Source organism: Microbacterium sp. ZW T5_45 (assembly GCF_044987415.1).
Taxonomy (GTDB): domain Bacteria; phylum Actinomycetota; class Actinomycetes; order Actinomycetales; family Microbacteriaceae; genus Microbacterium.
Genome location: NZ_JBJDRJ010000018.1, coordinates 53,404 through 75,274, shown reverse-complemented (window position 1 = coordinate 75,274; position 21,871 = coordinate 53,404). Strand labels below are relative to the sequence as shown.

27 protein-coding genes are annotated in these 21,871 nt (G+C 67.9%); 16 read left to right on the top strand and 11 right to left on the bottom strand.

The window, feature by feature from the left end; translation table 11 throughout:
* Positions 1–32: 32 nt before the first annotated feature.
* Positions 33–1,550: an SDR family NAD(P)-dependent oxidoreductase gene (locus ACI3KS_RS11185; RefSeq protein ID WP_404918243.1), complete on the bottom strand. Its 1,518-nt coding sequence runs from the start codon at positions 1,548–1,550 to the stop codon at positions 33–35.
* A 163-nt stretch (positions 1,551–1,713) separates the two neighbouring features.
* Between ACI3KS_RS11185 and ACI3KS_RS11180 the strand changes: the two genes are divergently transcribed.
* The 6 genes from ACI3KS_RS11180 (at position 1,714) to ACI3KS_RS11155 (ending at position 5,187) form a co-directional block, all read left to right on the top strand.
* Positions 1,714–2,175, top strand: a complete 462-nt coding sequence (locus tag ACI3KS_RS11180) for a hypothetical protein (protein ID WP_404918241.1) — start codon at positions 1,714–1,716, stop codon at positions 2,173–2,175.
* A 9-nt stretch (positions 2,176–2,184) separates the two neighbouring features.
* Positions 2,185–3,264: a M4 family metallopeptidase gene (locus ACI3KS_RS11175; RefSeq protein ID WP_404918239.1), complete on the top strand. Its 1,080-nt coding sequence runs from the start codon at positions 2,185–2,187 to the stop codon at positions 3,262–3,264.
* Entirely contained in the window at positions 3,239–3,583 is a 345-nt protein-coding gene (locus ACI3KS_RS11170) for a protealysin inhibitor emfourin (protein WP_404918237.1), read from the top strand. The genes ACI3KS_RS11175 and ACI3KS_RS11170 overlap by 26 nt, the downstream gene beginning before the upstream one ends.
* 66 nt (positions 3,584–3,649) lie before the next feature.
* The gene (locus ACI3KS_RS11165; protein WP_404918235.1) at positions 3,650–3,895 is read left to right on the top strand and encodes a hypothetical protein; all 246 of its coding nucleotides are present in this window, start codon (positions 3,650–3,652) and stop codon (positions 3,893–3,895) included.
* 50 nt (positions 3,896–3,945) lie between these two features.
* On the top strand, positions 3,946–4,755 hold the full coding sequence (locus ACI3KS_RS11160) for a ribonuclease H (protein ID WP_404918233.1): 810 nt from the start codon (positions 3,946–3,948) through the stop codon (positions 4,753–4,755).
* Positions 4,756–4,779: 24 nt separating this feature from the next.
* A complete protein-coding gene (locus ACI3KS_RS11155; RefSeq protein ID WP_404918231.1) occupies positions 4,780–5,187 on the top strand; it encodes a DoxX family membrane protein in 408 nt (135 codons plus the stop codon).
* 210 nt (positions 5,188–5,397) lie between these two features.
* Here the strand turns inward: ACI3KS_RS11155 and ACI3KS_RS11150 are convergent, their stop codons facing one another.
* From ACI3KS_RS11150 to ACI3KS_RS11140, 3 genes are all read right to left on the bottom strand, one after another.
* Positions 5,398–6,375 (bottom strand): SRPBCC domain-containing protein, encoded by a 978-nt coding sequence (locus ACI3KS_RS11150; protein WP_404918229.1) that lies wholly within the window; start codon positions 6,373–6,375, stop codon positions 5,398–5,400.
* Between the two features lie 2 nt (positions 6,376–6,377).
* Positions 6,378–6,773 carry an ArsR/SmtB family transcription factor gene (locus ACI3KS_RS11145; RefSeq protein WP_404918227.1) on the bottom strand — a complete coding sequence of 132 codons (396 nt, stop codon included), beginning with the start codon at positions 6,771–6,773 and terminating at the stop codon, positions 6,378–6,380.
* A 479-nt stretch (positions 6,774–7,252) separates the two neighbouring features.
* Positions 7,253–7,957, bottom strand: coding sequence for a hypothetical protein (locus ACI3KS_RS11140; RefSeq protein WP_404918225.1), 705 nt, complete (start codon positions 7,955–7,957; stop codon positions 7,253–7,255).
* Positions 7,958–8,045: 88 nt separating this feature from the next.
* On the opposite strand from ACI3KS_RS11140, the gene ACI3KS_RS11135 reads away from it, so the two are divergent.
* Entirely contained in the window at positions 8,046–8,411 is a 366-nt protein-coding gene (locus ACI3KS_RS11135; RefSeq protein ID WP_404918223.1) for a cupin domain-containing protein, read from the top strand.
* Positions 8,412–8,748: 337 nt separating this feature from the next.
* Here the strand turns inward: ACI3KS_RS11135 and ACI3KS_RS11130 are convergent, their stop codons facing one another.
* From ACI3KS_RS11130 to ACI3KS_RS11120, 3 genes are all read right to left on the bottom strand, one after another.
* A complete protein-coding gene (locus ACI3KS_RS11130) occupies positions 8,749–9,060 on the bottom strand; it encodes a hypothetical protein (protein WP_404918221.1) in 312 nt (103 codons plus the stop codon).
* A 3-nt stretch (positions 9,061–9,063) separates the two neighbouring features.
* Positions 9,064–9,393, bottom strand: a complete 330-nt coding sequence (locus ACI3KS_RS11125) for a hypothetical protein (protein ID WP_404918219.1) — start codon at positions 9,391–9,393, stop codon at positions 9,064–9,066.
* 72 nt (positions 9,394–9,465) lie between these two features.
* Positions 9,466–9,900 carry a MarR family winged helix-turn-helix transcriptional regulator gene (locus ACI3KS_RS11120; RefSeq protein WP_404918217.1) on the bottom strand — a complete coding sequence of 145 codons (435 nt, stop codon included), beginning with the start codon at positions 9,898–9,900 and terminating at the stop codon, positions 9,466–9,468.
* Positions 9,901–10,029: 129 nt separating this feature from the next.
* On the opposite strand from ACI3KS_RS11120, the gene ACI3KS_RS11115 reads away from it, so the two are divergent.
* Positions 10,030–10,287 carry a hypothetical protein gene (locus ACI3KS_RS11115; RefSeq protein ID WP_404918215.1) on the top strand — a complete coding sequence of 86 codons (258 nt, stop codon included), beginning with the start codon at positions 10,030–10,032 and terminating at the stop codon, positions 10,285–10,287.
* The gene (locus tag ACI3KS_RS11110) at positions 10,287–10,847 is read left to right on the top strand and encodes a MarR family winged helix-turn-helix transcriptional regulator (RefSeq protein ID WP_404918213.1); all 561 of its coding nucleotides are present in this window, start codon (positions 10,287–10,289) and stop codon (positions 10,845–10,847) included. The genes ACI3KS_RS11115 and ACI3KS_RS11110 overlap by 1 nt, the downstream gene beginning before the upstream one ends.
* 63 nt (positions 10,848–10,910) lie before the next feature.
* On the opposite strand, the gene ACI3KS_RS11105 is transcribed toward ACI3KS_RS11110, so the two are convergent.
* Positions 10,911–11,084: a CsbD family protein gene (locus tag ACI3KS_RS11105; protein WP_404918211.1), complete on the bottom strand. Its 174-nt coding sequence runs from the start codon at positions 11,082–11,084 to the stop codon at positions 10,911–10,913.
* Between the two features lie 328 nt (positions 11,085–11,412).
* Between ACI3KS_RS11105 and ACI3KS_RS11100 the strand changes: the two genes are divergently transcribed.
* Together ACI3KS_RS11100 and ACI3KS_RS11095 are read left to right on the top strand one after the other, a co-directional pair.
* Positions 11,413–12,960, top strand: coding sequence for an SDR family oxidoreductase (locus ACI3KS_RS11100; RefSeq protein WP_404918209.1), 1,548 nt, complete (start codon positions 11,413–11,415; stop codon positions 12,958–12,960).
* A gap of 169 nt (positions 12,961–13,129) precedes the next feature.
* Entirely contained in the window at positions 13,130–13,405 is a 276-nt protein-coding gene (locus ACI3KS_RS11095; protein ID WP_404918207.1) for a hypothetical protein, read from the top strand.
* A 69-nt stretch (positions 13,406–13,474) separates the two neighbouring features.
* Here the strand turns inward: ACI3KS_RS11095 and ACI3KS_RS11090 are convergent, their stop codons facing one another.
* From ACI3KS_RS11090 to ACI3KS_RS11080, 3 genes are read right to left on the bottom strand one after another with little or no spacing between them, the layout of a single operon-like run.
* Positions 13,475–15,508, bottom strand: coding sequence for a BCCT family transporter (locus ACI3KS_RS11090; RefSeq protein WP_404918205.1), 2,034 nt, complete (start codon positions 15,506–15,508; stop codon positions 13,475–13,477).
* Positions 15,509–15,544: 36 nt separating this feature from the next.
* On the bottom strand, positions 15,545–17,257 hold the full coding sequence (locus ACI3KS_RS11085) for an ABC1 kinase family protein (RefSeq protein WP_404918203.1): 1,713 nt from the start codon (positions 17,255–17,257) through the stop codon (positions 15,545–15,547).
* 42 nt (positions 17,258–17,299) lie between these two features.
* On the bottom strand, positions 17,300–17,911 hold the full coding sequence (locus ACI3KS_RS11080; RefSeq protein ID WP_404918201.1) for a PadR family transcriptional regulator: 612 nt from the start codon (positions 17,909–17,911) through the stop codon (positions 17,300–17,302).
* A gap of 186 nt (positions 17,912–18,097) precedes the next feature.
* Here ACI3KS_RS11080 and ACI3KS_RS11075 point away from each other — a divergent pair, with 186 nt between their 5' ends.
* The 5 genes from ACI3KS_RS11075 to ACI3KS_RS11055 all read left to right on the top strand — a co-directional run bounded on the left by ACI3KS_RS11075 (position 18,098) and on the right by ACI3KS_RS11055 (position 21,814).
* Positions 18,098–18,586 (top strand): DUF2975 domain-containing protein, encoded by a 489-nt coding sequence (locus ACI3KS_RS11075; protein WP_404918199.1) that lies wholly within the window; start codon positions 18,098–18,100, stop codon positions 18,584–18,586.
* Positions 18,586–18,789, top strand: coding sequence for a helix-turn-helix domain-containing protein (locus tag ACI3KS_RS11070; RefSeq protein ID WP_404918197.1), 204 nt, complete (start codon positions 18,586–18,588; stop codon positions 18,787–18,789). Before ACI3KS_RS11075 ends, ACI3KS_RS11070 begins: the two co-directional genes overlap by 1 nt.
* Positions 18,790–18,966: 177 nt before the next feature.
* On the top strand, positions 18,967–20,463 hold the full coding sequence (locus tag ACI3KS_RS11065) for a SulP family inorganic anion transporter (protein ID WP_404918195.1): 1,497 nt from the start codon (positions 18,967–18,969) through the stop codon (positions 20,461–20,463).
* A gap of 9 nt (positions 20,464–20,472) precedes the next feature.
* Positions 20,473–21,423 carry an ADP-ribosylglycohydrolase family protein gene (locus ACI3KS_RS11060; protein ID WP_404918193.1) on the top strand — a complete coding sequence of 317 codons (951 nt, stop codon included), beginning with the start codon at positions 20,473–20,475 and terminating at the stop codon, positions 21,421–21,423.
* A gap of 181 nt (positions 21,424–21,604) precedes the next feature.
* Positions 21,605–21,814, top strand: coding sequence for a hypothetical protein (locus ACI3KS_RS11055; protein ID WP_404918191.1), 210 nt, complete (start codon positions 21,605–21,607; stop codon positions 21,812–21,814).
* Positions 21,815–21,871: the final 57 nt, after the last annotated feature.

The following is a 21,871-nucleotide window of genomic DNA, read 5'->3' as shown; positions in this document are numbered from 1 at the left end:
CGCCCCGCCTCACCAGGGGCGCCCGCCCCGCCTCACCAGGGGCTGGGCTCGTAGTCCTTCAGGAAGACGCCGTGGATGTCTTCGCCCGCCTCGCCGCGCACGATCGGGTCGTACACGCGCGCGGCGCCGTCGACGAGGTCGAGCGGAGCGTGGAAGCCCTCCTCGGCCAACCGCACCTTCGTGTAGTGCGGACGCTCATCGGTGATCCACCCGGTGTCGACGGCGGTCATGAGGATGCCGTCCTTCTCGAGCATCTCGCCCGCACTCGTGCGCGTCAGCATGTTCAGCGCCGCCTTCGCCATGTTCGTGTGCGGGTGCCCCGGGCCCTTGTAACGGCGCGAGAACTGGCCCTCCATGGCCGATACGTTCACCACGTACTTGCGGTGCGCACTCGACGCCGCCATCGACGCCCGAAGCCGGCTGATGAGCAGGAACGGCGCGGTCGTGTTCGCGAGCTGCACCTCGAGCATCTCGAGCGGATCGACCTGGTCCACCGATTGCACCCAGCTGTTCACGCGGTTGACGTCGGGCACGAGGCCGCCGGCGTCGATCGCGGTGCCGTCGGCGTGCTTCTCGAGCGACGACGAGCCGGGGGCCATGGCGAGACGGGCGAGGTCCTCTGCGGTGAGTGCCTGGCCACCCTGCTCGGCGACGGTGCCGCCGAGGGCCGCGACCGACAGCAGCGGATGCGCGTCGACCGACGCCTGCAGCGCCTGCGGGTGCGGGTCGGCGGTGTGACCGAAGGTCTCCATCTCGGGCAGCGGGCCGTCGGGAAGAGGCTGAAGCTCGGCATCCGCCAGCAGCGAATACGCACCCGGCGAGCGCCGCACGGTCTGCGCCGCGTTGTTGATGAGGATGTCGAGCGGCCCCTGGGCCGCGACCGAATCGGCGAGGCCGATCACCTGAGCCGGGTCGCGCAGATCGATGCCGACCACGCGCAGCCGGTGCAGCCAGTCGGAGGCGTCGGGCAGCGCGGAGAAGCGACGGACGGCATCCCTCGGGAAGCGCGTGGTGATCGTCGTGTGCGCGCCGTCGCGCAGCAGCCGCAGCGCGATGTGCATGCCGATCTTCGCGCGGCCGCCCGTGAGCAGTGCGCGCTTGCCGGTGAGGTCGGTGCGGGCGTTGCGCTTGCCGTGGCTGAACTTCGCGCAGTCCGGGCAGAGCTGGTGGTAGAACGCGTCGACGATCGTGTACGGCTGCTTGCAGATGTAGCAGTTGCGCGGCTTGAGCAGCTCGCCGGCGATCGGCGCGTCGACCACGCTCGTGGCGAGGTCGTTGCCGCGGGTCTCATCGTCGATGCGATCGGGGGCTCCGGTCGCGGTGCGCGCGACGACGGCCTTGTCGGCCTCGGCGATCGCGTCGCGGATCTCCTTGCGGCGCACGCGCTTGACGTCCTTGAACATCGCGGCGGTCGCGTGGCGGACGGCGATGAAGTCCGGATGCTGGTTGTCGACCCTGTGCAGCTCCGAGAGCACCCGCAGTGTGGTGGCGAGGTCGTCGGGGTCGATGCCCGGTCCGAGGTCGGGTGCGGCATCGGGGGCGTCGGTCATTGTGCCGATTTTACGCGAGTGCGGGGCGATGCACTCCCTCGCGCCGAGTCGGCACCTCCCGCGCGGAACCGGGCGCCTATTCAGACAACGGGCGCCACCTCGACGGCACGCCCGCAGCAGACACCCTCTCGACCTTCGCCCTCGACGCGCCCAGAATGTCTCCATGACGGCATCCGACCCGCATGTGCTCGGCCCCGGCCTTCTGCCCACTCCGTTCACGGCCGAGGAGATCCGGGCGTCGACCGGCGCGGGCAAGACCATCCGCATCCGCGTGGAAGGGCCCGACGGAGTGACGTCCGAACGGATCAACCGCTTCATGGATCCGGATGCCGAGGGCGCGACGCTGGAACGCTGGTCGCGGCCCGATCGCGGTGATCTGTCGTCGGATCGGGTCACTTGGGTCGAGCTCCAACAGCACGCGGCCTTCGACGCCGAGACCACCACGTTGACGACCGAGACCCTGTCGCATTCGCTCGGTGAGCTGGCCTGCCTTCGCTACGAGACGCCCGACGCGACGTTCTGGTTCTCGCCGCAGCATCCGGGCATGCCGGTGCGGTACGAATCCGACGGGGTCGTGACGACGGTCGTGAGCATCGAGCGTACGAACGTCGGACCCCCGGCGTAGGGTCGGGACATGAGCAGCCACACCGCATCCCCCGGAGTCGTCCCCTCCTACCTGCTCGCCCGCCTCGCCGAGTCGGGCCGCTTCCCCAAGGCCGCCGCAGCGGCCCGCCAGACCCTCACCGCCGGCCGACCGCCGTTCCGTGCGCGCATCGACCTGTCGATCGACGAGAACGGAGACCTCGTCGCCCAGCTGTCGGATGCTCCCAACCGCACGATCAGCGACGCCGGCAACACGCAGAAACTGCCCGGCGCCGTCGTGCGCTCGGAAGACGATGGTCCGGTGGCGGATGCCGCGGTCAACGAGGCCTTCGACGGGCTCGGCGCGACCTTCGAACTGCTGCTCTCGGCGTTCGCCCGCAACTCGCTCGATGATGCGGGCGCACCCCTCGACGCCACCGTGCACTACGGCGTCGATTACGACAACGCCTTCTGGGACGGCGAGCGCATGGTGTTCGGCGACGGCGACGGCGAGGTCTTCACCGGCTTCACCCGTTCGACGACGGTGATCGGGCACGAGCTCGCCCACGGCGTCGTGCAGCACACCGCGAACCTCGAGTACCAGGGGCAGCCCGGAGCGCTCAACGAGTCCATCGCCGACGTGTTCGGAGCGCTCACCGAGCAGTATCTGCTCGGGCAGTCGGCGGCCGAGGCGAGCTGGCTCATCGGCGCGGAGATCTTCACGGATGCCGTCGAGGGATCGGCTCTGCGCTCGATGATCGCCCCAGGCACGGCGTATGACGACGATGAGCTGGGCAAGGATCCGCAACCGGCGGACATGAGCGGCTTCGTCCGCACGACCGAGGACAACGGCGGCGTGCACATCAACTCCGGCATCCCCAATCGGGCGTTCGCGCTGTTCGCGATCGCCCTCGGCGGCAATGCGTGGGAACGCGCGGGCACCGTCTGGTACCGCGCACTGACCGGTGGCCTGTCGAGCACGGCGACGTTCTCGCAGTTCGCCGAGGCGACGGTGACGGCCGCTGCCGCGCTGGATGCCGAAGCCGGCAGCGACGACGTCGCAGATGCCGCTCGACGCGCGTGGACCACCGTGGGAGTCTGGGAGGATGAGCGAGCTCCCGCCATCGACTGACGGTCATGACGACTCCGCAGAGAGTCGGGTCGTGATCGTCGTGGTGCGATCGGGCGGCGTCGGCGGCATCCGGCGTCGCTGGCGCGTCGAGCCTCCGCACACCGAGGTCGACCGCTGGGTCACCCTGGTCGAGAGCTGCCCGTGGGACGCGCCGCCGACGCCTCAGCGCGGGGCGGACCGTTTCGTGTGGAGCATCCGGGTCCGCACCCCGTCGGAACGGCACGAGCAGGAGCTTCCGGATGCTGCGCTCGACGGCCCGTGGCGCGAGCTCGTGGACGCCGTGCGCGAGGCATCGGGTCGCCAGGCGTCCGGTTCCTGAGCGCCCCTCGCCGGAACCGGAGCGCAGCGACGAGACGAACGACGTCCACGCGCGCACAATGGAGGCATGGGAGTTTTCCAGCAGCGTCCCGAGGACGAAGAGAAGCAGTGGGCGGGCCTGCCCTCGGAGCCGAGAGACGTCGACGCCGTCGACCGCCTCGATGAGGCGCCGTCGGTCGATCCGCTCGTCATCGGTCTGGGCGCCGACGGCGGAGTCACGTCGGTGAGCCTCCCGTTGTCGGCGATGGCCGCCTCGGCCCACGCCGTCGAGGAGGAGGCCGCCGACCCGGCCGCCGACGGCGACGGAGACTGAGCCGGACATCCCCGAACGGGCGACGTCGTCGGCCCGGCTACGGTGGAGGGATGACGATCACCGCCGCCGCAGACGGCTCCGCGCTGGGCAATCCCGGGCCCAACGGCTGGGCCTGGTACATCGACGACGCGAACTGGGCGGCCGGCGGCTCCCCGCACGGCACGAACAACCAGGGTGAGCTGCGTGCGGTCCTCGAGCTGCTTCTCGCCACAGCCGGAACCGACGAAAAGCTGCTCATCGAATGCGACAGCCGCTACGTGATCGACTCGGTGACGAAGTGGATGCCGGGCTGGAAGCGCAAGGGCTGGCGCAAGTCCGACGGTGGACCGGTGCTCAACCGCGACCTGCTCGAGGGCATCGACGAAGCGATCCGCGGTCGCGACGTCGAGTTCTCCTGGGTCAAGGGGCACGCCGGCCACCCTCTCAACGAGGCCGCCGACGAACGCGCCAACGCGGCGGCCAAGGCGTACCAGCAGAAGCAGGAGCCGCGCCGCGGCCCCGGATTCACGATGGCGACGGATGCCGGAGCAGCGGTCGCGGCATCCGCACCGCTCGCCGCCGCTGCCTCCGCCGGCTCCCCCGCAACCGACAGCGGCTGGGTCGACGACGGTGATGCACTGTGGACGGATGCCGGTTCCCCCGACGACCGGGCCCCAGGGCGCGCGACGGCTCCGGTCGCCTCGGTGGCTGAGCCACTGTGGGCCGAAGCATCCGACCTGTTCGACGGCCTCGATGACGAGCCCGCCTCCGATCCGGTCGAGGTGCGTCTCACGCTCACGGGCGATGAGCACGCCCGACTCGCCGACCTCGCGAACGCGCAGGGCATCTCGCTCGAAGAGGCGCTTCGTCGCCTGATCTGAGGGCCGGCGACGTACACTCGCCGCATGCCCAAGAAGAACATCGCGCGTACGATCGGTCGGGTCTTCCTCGGTGCTTCCCTCGTCTTCGCCGGGATCTCGCACCTGACGTTCGCCCGCCAGGAGTTCCAGGCGCAGGTGCCGGACTGGGTCCCTGTGGACCCCGACCTCACAGTGCTCGCATCGGGGGTCGTCGAGGTCGGCCTCGGTTCCGCCCTACTCGTCGCCCGCCGACGCCGCGGTCTGGTCGGCGTGCTCACGGCGCTGTTCTTCGTCGCGGTCTTCCCCGGCAACCTCGCGCAGTGGATGGAGCACCGCGACGCCTTCGGGCTCGACACCGACATGAAGCGCTTCGTGCGGCTGTTCTTCCAGCCGGTGCTCATCGCTCTGGCCATCTGGTCGACGCGCAAGCCACGCCGCTCGTCGCAGGATTGACTCCGGTCGCGCGCTCCTGACCTTCAGAACTCCGGAGATGTCGGCGGTCAGGCGCCGAGATCGACCCGGAGGCCGCTCCAGCGGCCGGAATCTCCGGAGTTCTGCAGCCCACCCGCGCACAACTCCTCACAAACCCGCGCGGAACCACCGAAAACCGGCCGGATCCCGAAGGAACCGGCCGGTTTTGAAGAGTTACACGCGTCAGAAGCCTCAGCCCGCGAGCACCTCGCGCTCGAGCCGCGCGTACGACGCCTCCATGCCCTCGGCCATGCCGGTGGCGAGGATCATGTCGCGGGTCTCCTTGTCGGGGTACTCGATGAGCACCGTGACGAGCGTGGCACCGTCCTCTTCGTAGAGGTTGAGGTCGTTGAGCGTCTCGATCGACTGCCCCTGCATGCGCTCAGTCGAGACCGCCCGGCGAGGCGGATCGAAGAGCAGCACCTCGCCTTCGAAGCCGAACGGCTCGCCCTCGGTGTCGCCGACCGGCGCCCACGAGTTGCGGAACGAGGCGCCGGGCTCGAGACCGATCACGCACTCCGTCATCTCCCAGCCGTCGGGGCCGAGCATCCACTTGCGCACGAGCTCCTCTTCGTTGAACGCGCGCCAGACCAGCTCGCGCGATCCCTCGACCAGGCGCGTGATGCGCACGTGCGTGTCGTCGAGCAGCTCGACCTGCGTCCCCTTGCCCTGGGCGTAGTCGCGCAGGTCCTGCAGCACCGCGTCGAGCTGGCTCATCGCCAGGCGCGTGCCTTCGACGGCGCCCATCTGGACGACCTGCTCGAGAGCCTCTGCAGAGGAGAAGTGGCTCGTGTTCACCATGCGGGTCCCGTCGGCGGTCGCCTCGAAGGTGAAGACCATTCGCATGGACGGCAGGTTCTCGTCGGGCGTGCCGTCTTCGTCGGCGAAAGCGTCGAGCACCTCGAAGCTGTGCGGGGCGTCGATGCGCAGGAACTCCCACCGTCCCGATGCCTTCTCGCCGCGGGGCCCGTGCATCGTGTAGTGCGCGGTGCCGCCCACGGTGGCGTCCCACTTCGTGAAGGTCGCCGGCCATCCGGGAGGACCCCAGAAGCGGTTCAGCTGCTCGGGGTCGGTGTACGCGTTCCAGACGCGATCGACGGGAGCCGCGAGATCGGCGATCACGGTCATCGTGAGGTTCTCGGCATCCGTGATGATGTCGGTGACGGGCATGGTCAGTCTCCTTCTTCGGTTACTGCGGGTCGTGGAATGCTGCGATCAGGTTTCGGAGTGCGGGCGGGTTCCGCCAGCAGGTCGTCGAGCCGGGCGATGCGGGCCCGCCACAGCTCTTCGTATCGGGCGAGAAGCGCCCTGGCGCGCGCGATCATTTCGGGGTTCGCGCGGACGAGCCGCTCGCGTCCCTCGGCGCGCTTGACGATGAGGTTCGCCGCTTCGAGCACCGACACGTGCTTCTGCACCGCGGCGAACGACATGTCGTACTCCGCGGCGAGCGCCGACACCGACTGCTCCTCGGCGATCGTCCGGCGCAGGATGTCGCGCCGGGTCGACGTCGCCAGTGCGTGGAAGACACGGTCGACCTCCGCTTCGCTCAGTTCTCGTTGTGCAACCATTTGGTTGTACGTTACGACGAGATCAGGCGCACGTCAAGACCTCATTGTCGGGATCGCGTTGCAATGACACAACCGGCCCTTGAATAACACAACGCTCCGATGGAGTGACACCGTGTGTCACGAAACGCCGATGCCTTGCAGAACTTGCGCCTCTCGCGGGAGGAACATCAGCGGCAGATAAAGGAGCGATGGGGCTCCGGTCACCCCTTCGTCTTCGCATCATCCGAACGCGGATACACATGCGAGAGGGGCTGCGATGCGGCCAATAGATGAGCCAAAGCCGATCAACTAGATGAGCCAAAGCCGATCAACGCCCGACGGCGCAGGGACTGCCGCACGGATAGGTGACAGTTTCGGTTGGGCCGCGAGGGTCAGTTTCTGGTTCATGATGGTCTCGAACTCGACCGGCTCAGTGACCGCACAGGCCACACAGAGGGCGTATTTCCACCCGTTGGAACGCGATTTGGTCCACCGAACCCTCACCAGCGCTCGTAGCGCTTGAGAACCTCTCGGTGAGAGACCAGGGACCGTTCGAGTGGGTCAGCCCCACCGTGGAATGATTCCCACGCTTTCGCGATTTGGCGGCTACGCTCCAGTTGACGTCGGAATGACTTCTCCAGTCTCGGCACTTCTCCATCCCAGGAACGCTCGCCGGCGTACTCCCCACTGATCGCATGGCGACCGGGCAGCTTCTCCTGAATCAGCCCGAGCCGATACTCGAAGGTTTGGAAGCACTCGGTGTACTCATCGTCCCGTGAGATGGACTCTTTGAAGTAGCCGCGGAGATCGGCGCTGAAGAGGTGGCTAGCTGGGTAGAGGCAACGAGTCGTGCCCCAGCGAGGCAGCTGCTTAACCCAGTCCTCATTGGCGAGCTTAAGGTAGTGAAGCTCCTGCGCGGCAGGCACCATCTCGCGAGAGTCGTAAATGTTCCGACATTCAGGCTCCGTTGAGAGACGAATCAACAAGTCGTCTCTACCTCGCCGCAGAGCGGTCATCCCCATCACCGCCAAAGCAATGAACGCTGGAAACCGCCGCGCCTTCTCGGCCGCCTCGTTGAAGGCGGACTGAAGCGGTGCCGTGCCTTCGTCCATTAGTCGCTGCAGTACATCGACCCACAGCGAATCGTGCACGCCCTCGGGATCATGCCACACCCCCTGAACGAGTAGGGGGACGAGCCGCTCCATTGACCGGAAGTAGTTCCCGTATATTTGTCACGCCGCCCCGTTCCCGACATCATCTCGGACCGGTGCGGAAACGACTAGGTTGGACCGCGTGAGTGACGACGTACGCAACGTGCAGGCCGCCCTTTCGACGATCACCGAGCACTGGCAACCGCACCGACTCACCAGCGTCAACGACTACGACGTCAAGGTGGTGAAGCTCCAGGGCGAGTTCGTCTGGCACACCCATCCCGACTCCGACGAGCTGTTCATGGTCGTGCACGGCGAGCTGACGATCCAGCTCCGCGATCGCGACGTGATCTTGCGACCCAACGACGTGTTCGTCGTGCCGAAGGGCGTCGAGCACTGCCCGAAGGCGACGGAAGAAGTGCACGCGATCCTGTTCGAGCCGAAGGGCACGGTCAACACCGGCGACGCCGGAGGCGACATGACAGCACCGCTACGAGAGCTCGACTGAGGCCGCTTCACCGCGCTTCACGCCGCCAACTGCTGCCACAAGCTCCGCCCAAAAAGGGAAGAACGGATGCAGGGAGACCCCCAGAATCTCCCCACACCCGTTCACACTCCCGCGTCTCGACGTAGAGGAAGGGAGCGCCGACGAGGGTCAGCGATCTGTCGCCCGATCCGACAGAGCCTCACCCCAGTTCGGCTCACGGCGGCTGGCGGCTGATCCGATCACGCGCGTGCGCGCGACCATAGGATCCCCCCGTCATCCTGCCTGAGTCAACGCTATCGATCGGTAGCATGTCCCGCTATGGGGAGAACTACCCATGTGGATAAACTCCCACGCCGCCTCATTTTGTGTTAAAGAGATCCCTCAGCCGCCGCAGCATCCGATGGCCCCTCTCGGCGCCCGCGGCGCGCACCAGAGACGCCCGCAGCACGGCCTCCTTCGCCGCCTCCAGCTCGTCGAACTCCCCGATGAACTCGGAACGCGCACCGAAGGCGCTGAACCCGCCCGACGGCAGCGTGCTGATCGACCCGAGGAACTGTCGACGGTCGTTGCCGACGAAGAACCCGGGATCCACCTCGGCCCACAGCATCCCGCGAGCGTGCACCGGTTCGCCGGAGGCCGCCCCTGCGGGGACCTCCACCTTCTCGAACATGAGTCAGGCGCTCATCGCGTGCAGGCCACGCGACCGGCGCAGACTCGGCTCGAAGTCGCCTCGGGTGAGATCGAGGCCCCCGGCCGAGTTCGCCGAGTCCATCATCGATACGAGCAGGGGCCGTTGCAGGTCCACGTCCTCCTCCATCGTGAAGCGGAGCGGAATGGATGCATGCACCCAGAGGGTCTCGACAGCGCCTTCGGTGGTGTTCAGCGTCAACGCGAACGACTCGTTCCGACGAAGCTTGGTGACGACGACCACCCGAAGGTGCGCCATGAGCTCGTCGTCGATCTCGAAGGGCGTCGTGGTGTTTCCGTATGTCAGATATCCCATGATCTCTCCTTGTCCAGAGATGTGCTGGGATTTAGGTTACTAGGTTACCTAACTAAATTGCATATCGGCATGTCATGGAAGGTCAGAGATCTCCTCCGTCAGACGACGAAGGAAACGCGACAGCACCTCGAGCTGCTCCGGTGTGAACTCGCTGGCGATGGACTCGACTCGCTCGGACAGCTCATCGACCGACGTGTGCAGATCCCTCAGTGAGGGCCGGAGCACCTTCGAGCGCGCGTCGACGGGGTGCGGAGCGACCACGATCTGGCCACGCTGCTGCAGGCGACGCAAGACGCTCGTGATCGCCGCGGTGCTCACATTGAGATGCGCAGCCAGTCCCCCCGGCGTGGCCGGCGCATCATCCGTCGCCGAGGCGATGAATCGCATCGCCTCGCGATCGGTGTCGTTCGGCGCGCGCACAGCTGCGAGCCTCCGAGCGAACTGCGCCTCGGCGCGACGAAGCGCATCGACCTGGTCGACTAAAGTCGTGGTCGACGTTTTCGTCATTCCTGCCATTCGTCACCCCCTGACGCCTTCATCTTACTCGAAGGGCATGTAAGCAGGCGGGCTAGCGATTTTCAATGCGACCAGCACTATTCCCAGGGTGCGAGGATGGAAGCCTGGCGGAAGGAAGACATGACCGAGCCATTCACTCTCGACGAAGCAGGGTACGTCCTGTACGCCGACGTCATCGGTCGTCTTCGCGAGCGCTTCCCGGCGATTCCAGCCTGGCGCCTCGAGCAGATCATCGCGGCCGAGAACGATGCGATCACGGGAGGCCTGCTGCGGATCGTCCCCGCCGAGGTCGAAGCCGGAGCCGTCGAGATGCTCGAACGCGAGGACGAGCGACTGCACGACCGCTCCCCCCTGAGCGACGAAGGCGAGGTTGCGTGATGGAACGACCCGACGAATACGGCCGATCCGGCTACTGGTACCCCGAAGCAGGCAGCGCCAGCACAGTCGACGTGCTGAACCTGCTGCGCCGCTACCGCGCAGCCGAGACGGCAATGCGCGCCCGCACCCGCTCGGTCATGGGCATGAACGAGACCGACCTCATGGCGCTGCGCTTCCTTCTGCGCGAGCAGCGCGCCGGACGCATCGTGCGACCGATCGACCTCGCCCGGATGCTCGACATCTCGACGGCGTCCACCACCACGCTCATCGATCGACTGGAGAAGGGCGGCCACGCCCGCCGCGAGCCGCACCCGACCGACCGCCGCGCCGGCGTCGTCGTCCCCACCGCGAGCAGCGACGATGAGGTCCGCCACACGCTCGGCGCCATGCATCGACGGATGCTGACACTCGTCGATGAGCTCAGTGATGCGGAGCGCGTCGTGATCACCCGGTTCCTCGCCGGGATGACGGCTGCCATCGAGGAAGCATCCGATCTCGACGCCGAGCTCCGCGAGGTCGTGCGCTCGCACGAGGCCGGCGAGGAGCCCACGACCCGCTGAGACACCTCTGGACATGACGAGGGGGAGACGGCAGCAGCCGCCTCCCCCTCGTCATGTCCGGGATCAGCCCGTGAAGGCGTCCTTGACGTTCTCGCCGGCCTTCTTGATATCGGCCTTGGCCTGATCCGCCTTGCCCTCGGCTTCGAGCTTCTCGTCGTCGGTCACCTTGCCGACGGCTTCCTTCGCCTTGCCGGCGATGTCCTGAGCGGCGTTCTTGATCTTGTCATCGAGTCCCATGGGGGCTCTCCTCTCTCTTCCATCCAGCGGTGGTCGTGAGCCGCGCGATCGAGCGAACGGTGCGGTGCACGGCCCTGCGCACGACCGGCGGGCGGAGGAGGAAGCCGCTCTCGATACCCGTCACCCCACGGACGACATCTCGCGCCGAGACCGGGGAGAGATCGATCACAGCAGCCCCAGACTGTCCGCGAAGATCCTCACCCGCAGCATGCACAGGGGAATCAGCTGCTCGGAACATGCGACCGCCTCCTCCGCATCAATATTACTAGATGAACTAGTAAAGCGTAAGCCTAGTGAAATGTCGATGACACCGGCATACGCTCGACGCATGACGGAACTCACCCAGCCGACCGGTCGCGAGGAGACACTGCGTGCGGTCCCCCGCGACGACGGATCCGCCCCCGTCGCGCTCATTCTCGGCGCCACCGGCTACATCGGCGGTCGACTCACCCCACGCTTGCAGAACGCGGGGTATCGGGTGCGGGTGCTCGCTCGCGACGCCGCCCGCGCGGCATCCTTCCCGTGGGGTCCCGACTGCGAGGTCGTCGAGGGATCGGCCGACGACCCGGATGCCGTGACCGCGGCCATGCACGACGTCGACGTCGTCTACTACCTGATCCACTCCATGACAGCCGGCAAGGGCTTCGAAGAGGCGGACGAGCGGGCGGCGACCGTCGTGGCGGATGCCGCGGCGTTGGCCGGCGCCCGCCGGATCGTGTACCTCGGGGGACTGCATCCGGATCGCGTGACACTCTCCCCGCATCTGCGATCACGGGTGCGCGTCGGAGAGATCTTCCTCGCGTCCGGGGTGCCGACGCTGGTCCTTCAGGCGGGCGTCGTGATCGGCTCGGGGTCGGCCTCGTTCGAGATGATCCGCCACCTCACCGAGGTGCTCCCCTACATGCCCGCCCCCAAGTGGGTGCGCAACCGCATCCAGCCGATCGCGATCCGGGACGTGCTGCACTACCTGCTCGGGGCGGCGCGGGTCGACGCGAGCATCAACCGGGCGGTCGACATCGGCGGGCCCGACGTGCTGCGGTACGGACAGATGATGAACGGCTACGCGGTCGAGGCGGGCCTCAAGCAGCGCGCGATCGCCGCCCTCCCGGTGCTCACGCCCGGACTCGCCTCGCACTGGGTGAACCTCGTCACCCCGGTCCCCCGCTCCATCGCCCGACCGCTCGTGGCCTCGCTGCAAAACGAGTGCGTGGTCAAGGATCGCTCGGTCGACGAGATCATCCCGCCGCCCGAGGGTGGGCTGACGCCCTACCGTCGAGCGGTCGACCTCGCGATCGGCCGCGTCAACGCCGACACGGTCGAGACGAGCTGGCAGGATGCCGAGGTCTCGGGCGCACCGAGCGATCCGCTGCCGAGCGATCCGGACTGGGCCGGACGCACGGTGTTCACCGATGCCCGGTCGCTGCGCAGCGCGGCATCCGTGGATCGGCTCTGGCGAGTGATCGTCGGCATCGGCGGATCGAACGGCTGGTACTCGTCGCCGTTCCTGTGGGCGGTGCGCGGGTGGATGGACAGACTCGTCGGCGGCGTCGGCCTGCGACGCGGTCGACGCAGCAGAACGGGAGCGCGGGTCGGCGACGCGATCGACTTCTGGCGGGTGGAGGCCGTAGAGGAGCCGGATGCCGCGACCGGCGGCCTTCTGCGACTGCGCGCCGAGATGAAGGTGCCCGGCGAAGCCTGGCTCGAGCTGCGGGCGCTGCCGGATGCAGAGGGCTCGCGCTACGAGCAGCGAGCGGTGTTCTTCCCCCGGGGTCTCGCCGGTCGCCTGTACTGGCTCGCAGTGCTCCCCTTTCACGGCGCGATCTTCGCGGGCATGGCGGCCCGGATCACCGCCGCGGCGGAGGTGCCGGCCGAGTAGCTTCGGTCGCCGACGACGGTTCCCGGACGGTGTGACGATGCACGGATGCTTTCGTGGGAGACCGTCCGAGAACCGTCAGCCCTTCCGGGATCCGTCACTTCTTCCTGACACCCTCGCCCGCCACCCGTCGCCGGTCCGGCCACGCAGCCCCGCTGGTTAGGCTCGACGCATGACCGACGCACCGACGCAGCCCCGCCATCTGATCGCACTCGGGGCGGGCATCGTGGCGATGCTGGGGCTCTTCCTGCTCCCGCCGGGTTCCTGGGGATACCTGCTCACCGCTGCGCTCGGGCTCTTGGCTGTGCTCATCGGGCATCGTGCCGTCGTGCGCCGCGGCCCCACACTCGTCGCCGCGATCATCGGGCTCGTTCTCGGCTACCTCGTGCTGCTGCTCGGCGCAGGCCTTCTCATCGTGCGTTTCCTACGCCTCTTCACCGGCGCCTGACCACCCTTCGACGAGCTCACGGCCCCACAGCGCGGCCCCTTCGACAGCCTCAGAGGCCCGCCGAACCGGTCAACTCTCACGAGCCTCCGGCTCAGCATCCGTCACTGATCCCGACTCCTCGATCGCGACGTCGCTCTGAGGGATGATGTCGATCGCCTCGGTCGCCGCCTCGTAGACCTCCACGAGCGTGTCGTCGACGGTCTCCTCGTCGATCCAGGCGAGGTCGTCTTCGGAGTGGTCGTACTCGACGGGAACGAGCGCGAAGTCGTCACCGTACTCCTCGAGGCCGGCCATGACGCTGTGCCGCACGGCGGCGCGGGCGTAGCGCTCGCGCAGGATCAGCGGATCGCGCCGCAGGTCGATGAGGAACGCCACCATCATGAACGCCATGATCACGGCGAAGGGCAGCGCCGCGATGATGGTCACGTTCTGCAGTGATCTGAGTCCGCTCCCCTCTGTTCCGGTCACCAGCAGCACCGCGGCGATGATGCCCACGAGTGAACCCCAGACCACCGACACCCAGCGCGCGGGCTCCGGACGCCCCTGCTGCGACAGCGTGCCCATCACGAGCGAGGCCGAGTCGGCGCCGGTGATGAAGAAGATCGCGATGAGCAGGATCAGCAGGATGCTGGTGACCATGGGAATCGGCAGGTTCTCGAGCACCCCGAACAGCACTTCCTCCGGCGGATCCACGATGAGGCCCGCTCCATCCATCTGCTGCTGGATCGCCGTGGTGCCGAAGATCGCGAACCACACCAGCGAGATCACCGCGGGCACGACGATGACGACCGAGACGAACTGGCGCAGTGTGCGTCCGCGCGAGATCTTCGCGATGAACATGCCGACGAAGGGCGACCACGAGATCCACCACGCCCAGTAGAAGATCGTCCAGCTCGAGAGGAACAGCCGCGCCTCGTCGCCCTGCGACGCCGAGCGGGCGATCATGGTCGGCAGATCGCCGAGGAACTGCACGGCCACCGACGGGATGACGTTGAGGATCAGCATGGTCGGACCGACGAAGAACACGAAGAACGCGAGCACCAGTGCGGCGACCGCGTTGATGTTCGACAGTGCCCGGATGCCCTTCGAGACGCCCGACACCGCCGAGGCGATGAAGCAGGCGGTGAGCACTGCGATCGCGGCGATGAGGATGCCGTTGCCGAGCTCACCGATACCGCTGACGATCTCGACGCCGTGGCCGATCTGCAGGGCGCCGAGGCCGAGCGATGCCGCGGTGCCGAACAGCGTGACGATGATGGAGAAGATGTCGATCGTGCGACCGAGGGGTCCGGTGGTCCGCCCCTCGCCGAGGAGCGGAGCGAAGATCGACGAGATCAGCGGGGTGCGGCCGCGACGGAACGCGCCGTAGGCGATCGCACCGCCGACGAGCGCGTAGAACGCCCAGGCCTGCGGACCCCAGTGGTAGAGCACCTGGGTCTGCGCGGTGTGCATGGCCTCGAGCGTGTTCGCCTCGACCGTGCCGGGCGGCGGGGACTCGAAGAAGGTGAGCGGCTCGGCCGCTCCCCAGAACACGAGGCCGATGCCCATGCCGGCGGCGAACAGCATCGAGATCCACGAGAACATCGAGAACTCGGGCTCCTCGTCGTCGCGGCCGAGCGGGATGCGACCGTAGCGGCTGAAGCCGACGAACAGCATGAAGACGAGGATGACGGTCGCGATCGTCGTGAAGAAGAAGCCGAAGTACTCGACCACCCAGTCGAGCACGGCCTTGGTCGTGCCGGCGAGGTTGTCACCTGCGAACACGCCCCACGCGATGAACGCGATCGTCAGCGCGAATGCGACGCCGAAGACGAGCGGGTCGGTGCGGTAGGTGCGTCCGGTCTCCTCGACGGCGACGCCGGGAACGAGGGCCGGATGCACGCTGCGTGGCGGAACGGCCGAGATGTCGCGCACGATCTTGCGTGCGGCTTGGGTCGCACGCGTCGCGGCGGCGGGCCGGGCGGCTCCGGATGCCGTCTGTGCGGTGCCGGTCGGCGCACCCTGCGGCCTGCTGGAGCGCTTCGACACCGGATCGGAGCCGGTCTTCGCGGGGACGACGTCGGCTGCGGGCTTCTCGGCTGCGTCTTCGTCAGGTGTCTCCATGACTGTCCATCCTGTCACGGAGTATCGCTAGACCGTCTAGCGACCGCGGCGGAAGAGCCCTCCGAGGGCGGCGTGCAGCAGCGGGACGACCGAGGCCCAGAGCAGGGTGAACCCCAGACCAGGAACCGGTTCGACGAGCAGCGCGCCGCCCACGAGCATCGCCGCGAACAGGACACCCGAGCCGATCCGCCGGGCGATCCCCTCGAGCCGGTCGAGCCGGCGCTCGAGCGTCGACGTGTCGAACGACACATTGCCATCGTCGAGGCGAGTGATGATCGCGTCGATGCGCCCCGGCAGACGCCACGTCGTGGCCGCCGTGGTCATGGCCTGCGTGGCCACGTCCTGCACGAGGTTGCCCGACTCATCGCGCAACATTCGGGCGGCATACGGCTCCGCGGCATCCCACACGTTGAACGACGGATCCAGCGCGCTGCACATGCCCGAGGTCAGCGAGACGGCGCGGATCAGCAGCAACAGATGCTCCGGCAGCTGCAGCGGCAGCCGGCGCACCATGTCGCCGAACTCGGCGGCGAAGTCGGTGAACTCCCGCGGGTCGACCGTGGCCAACTCAGAGAAGCCCATGCCGCCGAAGCGCGCGAAGAGGGCCGTCAGCGCGCGCTCGAGCTCGCGGGTGTCGGCGTTCGGCAGCAGGACGCCGATCTCCTTCGCAGCCGCGACGAGGCCGCGGCTGTCGCGTGCGGTCACGGCGATGAGCAGCATGCGGAGCCCCGCTCGCAGGTTCGCCGGCACCTCGGCCATCATCCCGAAGTCGATGAACGTGAGGTGCCAGGGCGCCCGGCCCTCGCCCTGGATCTCTGAGCCCGTCGAAATACCCGGAGTCACGAACATATTGCCGGGGTGCGGATCCGCGTGCACGAATCCGTGCGTGAACACCTGGTCGAACATGACCTCTGCGAACACGGTCGCGACCTCGCCGGGGTCGATGCCGGCTGCGCGCAGAGCATCCGTGTCGTTGATCTTGATCGCGGTGACGTCCGACAGCGTCAGCACGCGGCGGGTGCTGCGCTCCCACACGATCTCGGGGGCGGCGACGCGTGGATCGTCGGCGAACGCCTCGCGGAACCGCTCAGCGGATGCCGCTTCGTGCAGGTAATCGATCTCCTCGAGGCTCGTCGCGGCGAACTCCTCGACGAGCGCGGGCGCATCGACCCGGTCGGCGACGATGCGCACGCGCGTGAGCCAGCGGCCAACACGACGGAGCGCCGCGAGGTCGGTCGCGACGATCCCGTCGATGCCGGGGCGCTGCACCTTGACCACGACGCTGGAGAGGCCGGTGTCGGCGGCATCCTGCTCCGAGAGTCCGGCGCGGTGCGCCTGGCCCAGGGATGCCGCGGCCAGCGGCACCTCGTCCACCCAGGCGAAGGCACGATCGAGGGGAATGCCGAGCTCGGATTCGGCGAGCGCCCGGATCTCGGGGAAGGGGACGGCGGGGACCTCATCCTGCAGCCCCTCCAGCTCCTTCGTGATCTCGGGCGGCAGCACGTCGAGGCGCGACGACATGAACTGGCCGACCTTGATCATCAGCCCGCCGAGGTCGACCGCGAGGGTGTGGAAGCGGCGGGCGAAGCGCTGCATGCGTGCCGGTCGCGTGCGCTCCGACAGCCGGGCACCACCGAACCGCGGCAGGACGAGCTCGAACCACCAGATCTTGATGAACTCGCGGGCGGCGAATGACAGGATGCGACGGTAGCGGGCGCGATGGGCGCTCTGCGGCGCAGCATCCGTCATCGGTTCTCCTTCGTCCGGCAGGGCGGTCGACGCCTCGCCGGCTCAGTTCTGCGCGAGGATCGAGTACAGCCTACGGCGGGCCTCGTCGAGCACATCGATCGCCTGCTGCACCTGCTCGGGCGAACCGGTGCGACCGACCTGCGCGGCCGCGGCGGCGAGGTCGACTCCCGATTTGGGCAGTGCGTGGAAGCGGGGATCGTTGCGCTTGTCCTTCGACTCGCTCGCGACCCAGGGCGCGGGTGCCTCGGTGGCCTCATCGGCCACGGCACGACCGGCTTCGGTCAGCGAGTAGGTCTTGCGGCCGTTCTGCTCCTCGGCCTCGATGAGTCCCTCATCGGCGAGCAGCTGCAGGGTCGGGTAGACCGAGCCGGCGCTGGGCTTCCAGGTGCCGCCGCTGCGCTCGGCGATCTCGCTGATGATCTGGTAGCCGTGCATCGGACGCTCGGCGAGCAGCGAGAGCACAGCGGTACGAACATCGCCGCGCGCCATGCGCGTGCCGCCGCTTGGGCGCGGCGCCTCGAACGACTTGCGGAGTTGGTCGAGGGCGTCGAAGATCGCGCCGGCGGGGCCGTTCGCGCCGCCGAAGAGATTGCCGGCACCGCTGCCGGGCCCGTTGTCGCCGAACAGGTTCGAGGGGAATGCGTTGGTGTTCATGATGACCTCCGATATGGGGTGGTGAACGATACTCAACGATATGTCGTTGAGGCTGTGAGCCGGGTGGGAGTCCGGATGCCGCAGCATCCACCCCTTCCGCGCCTGCACTTCGGAGCACGACACCAAGCCCGGTTGCCCTATCGGTCGATAAACGATAGATTTCTACCGTCCTTCGATGGGAGCAACATGAAGAAGTCGACGACCCTGATCTTGCAGGCCGTGATCGCACTCGCCCTGCTCGGGTCGCTGGTCGTGCAGACCGTGATCGTGCCGCTGGTCTGGGGCGACCTCGACGGCGAACCGCTATGGGGGCGCATCGCGCTCGCGGTCATCGCCGTGCTCGGCGTCGCGACGATGCAGGTGTTCGGCATCTGCGTGTGGATGCTGTTGACGAAGGTGCGTCGCGGATCGATCTTCTCGACGGCATCCTTCCGCTACGTCGACGTGATCATCGGCTCGTTCGCCGCCGCCGCCGCTCTCGCGCTCGTACTGGCGGTGCTGCTGGCTCCCGGCGAGGTCGCCCCCGGTGTCGTCGCGCTCATCGGCGGTGCGGCGCTCGTGCTGGGCGGCATGGCACTGCTCATGGTCGTGATGAAGGCCCTCCTCCGGCAGGCGATCGACCGCGATGCCGAAGCACGGGCACTGCGGTCCGAGCTCGATGACGAGGTGATCTGATGCCGGTCGTGGTCGACATCGACGTGATGATGGCGCGGCGGAAGATCGGGGTCGGCGAGCTCGCCGAGCGCATCGGCATCACCCCGACGAACCTCGCCGTGCTGAAGAACGGACGAGCCAAGGCCGTGCGTTTCACGACCCTCGATGCGCTGTGCGAGGCACTCGACTGCCAGCCGGGAGACCTGCTCCGCTGGGAACCCTGAGCGCATTGCGCATCGGAGGCGATCGACCCTGCGGAGGTCGAATCTCGAAATTCCGCCCGCCCAAGCGCAGATCCCCTCCGAAGCGCCGGGCCCGCACGACTCCTCGGCCGCTCAGCATCCGCTCTATCCTGGAATGTCGGCGGTCACCCCGAGGATCGCGGCATCAGGAGCATCCCCATGTCAGCATCCGCGCTCGACGATCGCGCCCGCTATCGCGCCAACCCGACGGTCCTGCAGGCGCTGAAAAGCCCACGGATGCTGACGCGCGAGGTGCTTGCCGGGCTCGTCGTCGGCCTCGCGCTGATCCCCGAGGCGATCGCGTTCTCGGTGATCGCGGGCGTCGACCCGAAAGTCGGCCTGTTCTCGTCGTTCATCATGGCCGTCTCGATCGCGTTCCTCGGCGGTCGCCCGGCCATGGTCACGGCCGCCACCGGAGCCGTCGCGCTCGTCATCGCGCCCGTCGCGCCGACCTACGGGATCGACTACTTCATCGCGACCGTGATCCTCGCCGGCGTGTTCCAGGTGATCCTCGGCGTGCTCGGCGTCGCCAAGCTCATGCGCTTCATACCGCGCAGCGTCATGGTCGGATTCGTCAACGCGCTCGCGATCTTCGTCTTCAGTTCGCAGTTCCCTCAGCTGATCGGCGTGCCGTGGCTGGTGTATCCGCTGGTCGCGCTCGGCATCGTCGTCATGATCGTGATGCCGAGGCTCACCAAGGTCGTCCCCGCCCCACTGATCTCGGTGATCATCGTGACGGGCGTCGTGCTGGTGTTCTCGATCGGAGTGCCCACGGTCGGCGATCAGGGCGAGCTGCCCCGGAGCCTGCCGTCGCTGTTCCTCCCGAACATCCCGTTCACCTGGGAGACGTTCACGATCATCGCCCCGTTCGCGCTCGGAGTCGCGCTGGTCGGCCTCATGGAGTCGCTGCTCACCGCGAAGCTCGTCGATGAGATCACCGACACGCACTCGAACAAGACGCGCGAGTCGTGGGCGCAGGGCGTCGCGAACATGCTGTCGGGGATCTTCGGCGGCATGGGCGGCTGCGCGGTGATCGGTCAGACGATGATCAACGTCAAGGAGTCCGGGGCGCGCACCCGCATCTCGACCTTCTGCGCGGGCGTCTTCCTCTTCCTGCTCGTCGTCGTGTTCGGCGACTTCGTGGGCACGATCCCGATGGCGGCGCTCACCGCGGTCATGATCATGGTCGCGATCGGAGCATTCGACTGGCACAGCGTGAAGCCGTCGACGCTCAAGCGGATGCCGAAGAGCGAGACCTTCGTGATGATCGCGACGGTCGTGCTCGTGCTGCTCACGCACAATCTGGCGGTCGGCGTGGTCGGTGGCGTGCTTGTGGCATCCGTGCTGTTCGTCCGCCGGGTGGCGCACGTCGTGAACGTCGAGCGCATCGTGTCGGATGCCGGTGTGCGATACGTCGTCGACGGCGAGCTGTTCTTCGCTTCGAGCAACGACCTGACGACTCTGTTCTCCTACACCGACGACCCCTCGCACATCGTGATCGATCTGTCGGGCTCGCACGTGTGGGACGCGTCGACCGTGGCCGCGCTCGACGCGATCGAGACGAAGTACTCGGCCCTCGGCAAGACGGTCGAGATCGTCGGCATGAACGAGGCGAGCGAGCGGTTCCACGGACGGCTCAGCGGCGGGTTCGAGTAGCCTGCGGGGGTGACTCTCACCCCTAATCAGCTCGACCGCGCCGCGGGTGCGGTGCTCGCCTCGGCCGCCGGAGACGCGCTCGGCTCGCAGTACGAGTTCGGTCCGGCGCTCGACGACGCCGTGACTCCCGAGTTCGGCGTGGGCACGTTCGGCCACGGCCTCGGCGAGTGGACGGACGACACGAGCATGGCGATCCCGATCCTCGACGTGCTCGCCCGCGGCGATCGGCTCGAGGACACCGCGTCTCTGACGGAGATCGTGGGGCGCTGGATCGGCTGGGCGCAGACTGCGAAGGATGTCGGCGCGCAGACCCGGACGGTGCTCTCGGGCATCCCCTCGCCGTTCACGGAGAGCGACGTGCTGCGGTCGTCGCAGGCCGAGCACGAGCGGGCGGGTCGCAGTGGAGGCAACGGCGCGCTGATGCGGACGGGTCCTCTGGCGCTAGGTTATCTGTCGCGGCCTGCCGATGCTCTGGCCGCGGCCGCCGAGGCGGTGTCGAAGCTCACGCACTGGGAGCAGGACAGCTCGTCCGCCTGCATCCTGTGGTCGGCGGCGATCCGACACGCGGTGCTGACCGGCGAGCTCGATGTGCGAGCGCAGTTGGTGCTGCTGCCGGCGGCGGATGCTGCGCGGTGGAGTGTGCTGATCGATGAAGCGCTGTCGCCGGGGGCGCATCCGCGGGACTTCATGGCGCAGAACGGCTGGGTCGTGCGGGCGTTCCAGGGCGCGCTGGCGGCCGTGGCCGGAGCGTCGTCGCTGCGGGATGCGCTGGAGCGGGCTGTGCGGGGTGGCGCCGACACCGACACGGTCGCCGCGATCGCCGGGTCGCTCGCGGGAGCGGTGTGGGGCGCGTCGGCGGTTCCGTCTGAGTGGCGCGGGCTGCTGCACGGCTGGCCCGGGTACACCGGAGACGACCTGGTGCGGTTGGCCGAGGCCGCAGCACTGGCTCCCGGTGTCTGACGCGCCCGGTCCCTGAGCGAGGAGCGCAGCGACGAGACGAAGGGCGTCGTCGAGATGTCAGCCGAAATGACGAGTGTCAGCCGAACCACGATTCTCGACCGACTTTCGTCATCTGAGCGACATTCCGCAGCCGGCACGCACGGACCCCGGGCCCGAACCGGCCCCGCATAGGCTGTCAACCATGCCCAACGACGAGCCCGCTCCCCGGAAGGCGTCGCGAGCCCAGGTCGCGACCGGCGCCCTCATCGGCGCCGCGATCGCGGCTCCCGTCACGGCGTGGGCGCTGCAGAACGCCCTCCTCGGCCTGCCCATCGGCGCTGTGGTCGGCGCGTGCATCGGCGGCACGATCCTCGCGCCTTTCATCGGCCGGCGTCGCGACGACGACCGGTGATCCGCGGCCCCCATCCGCACCGGTTGTAGGCCACCCCTGATCGGACCCGCGCGCACC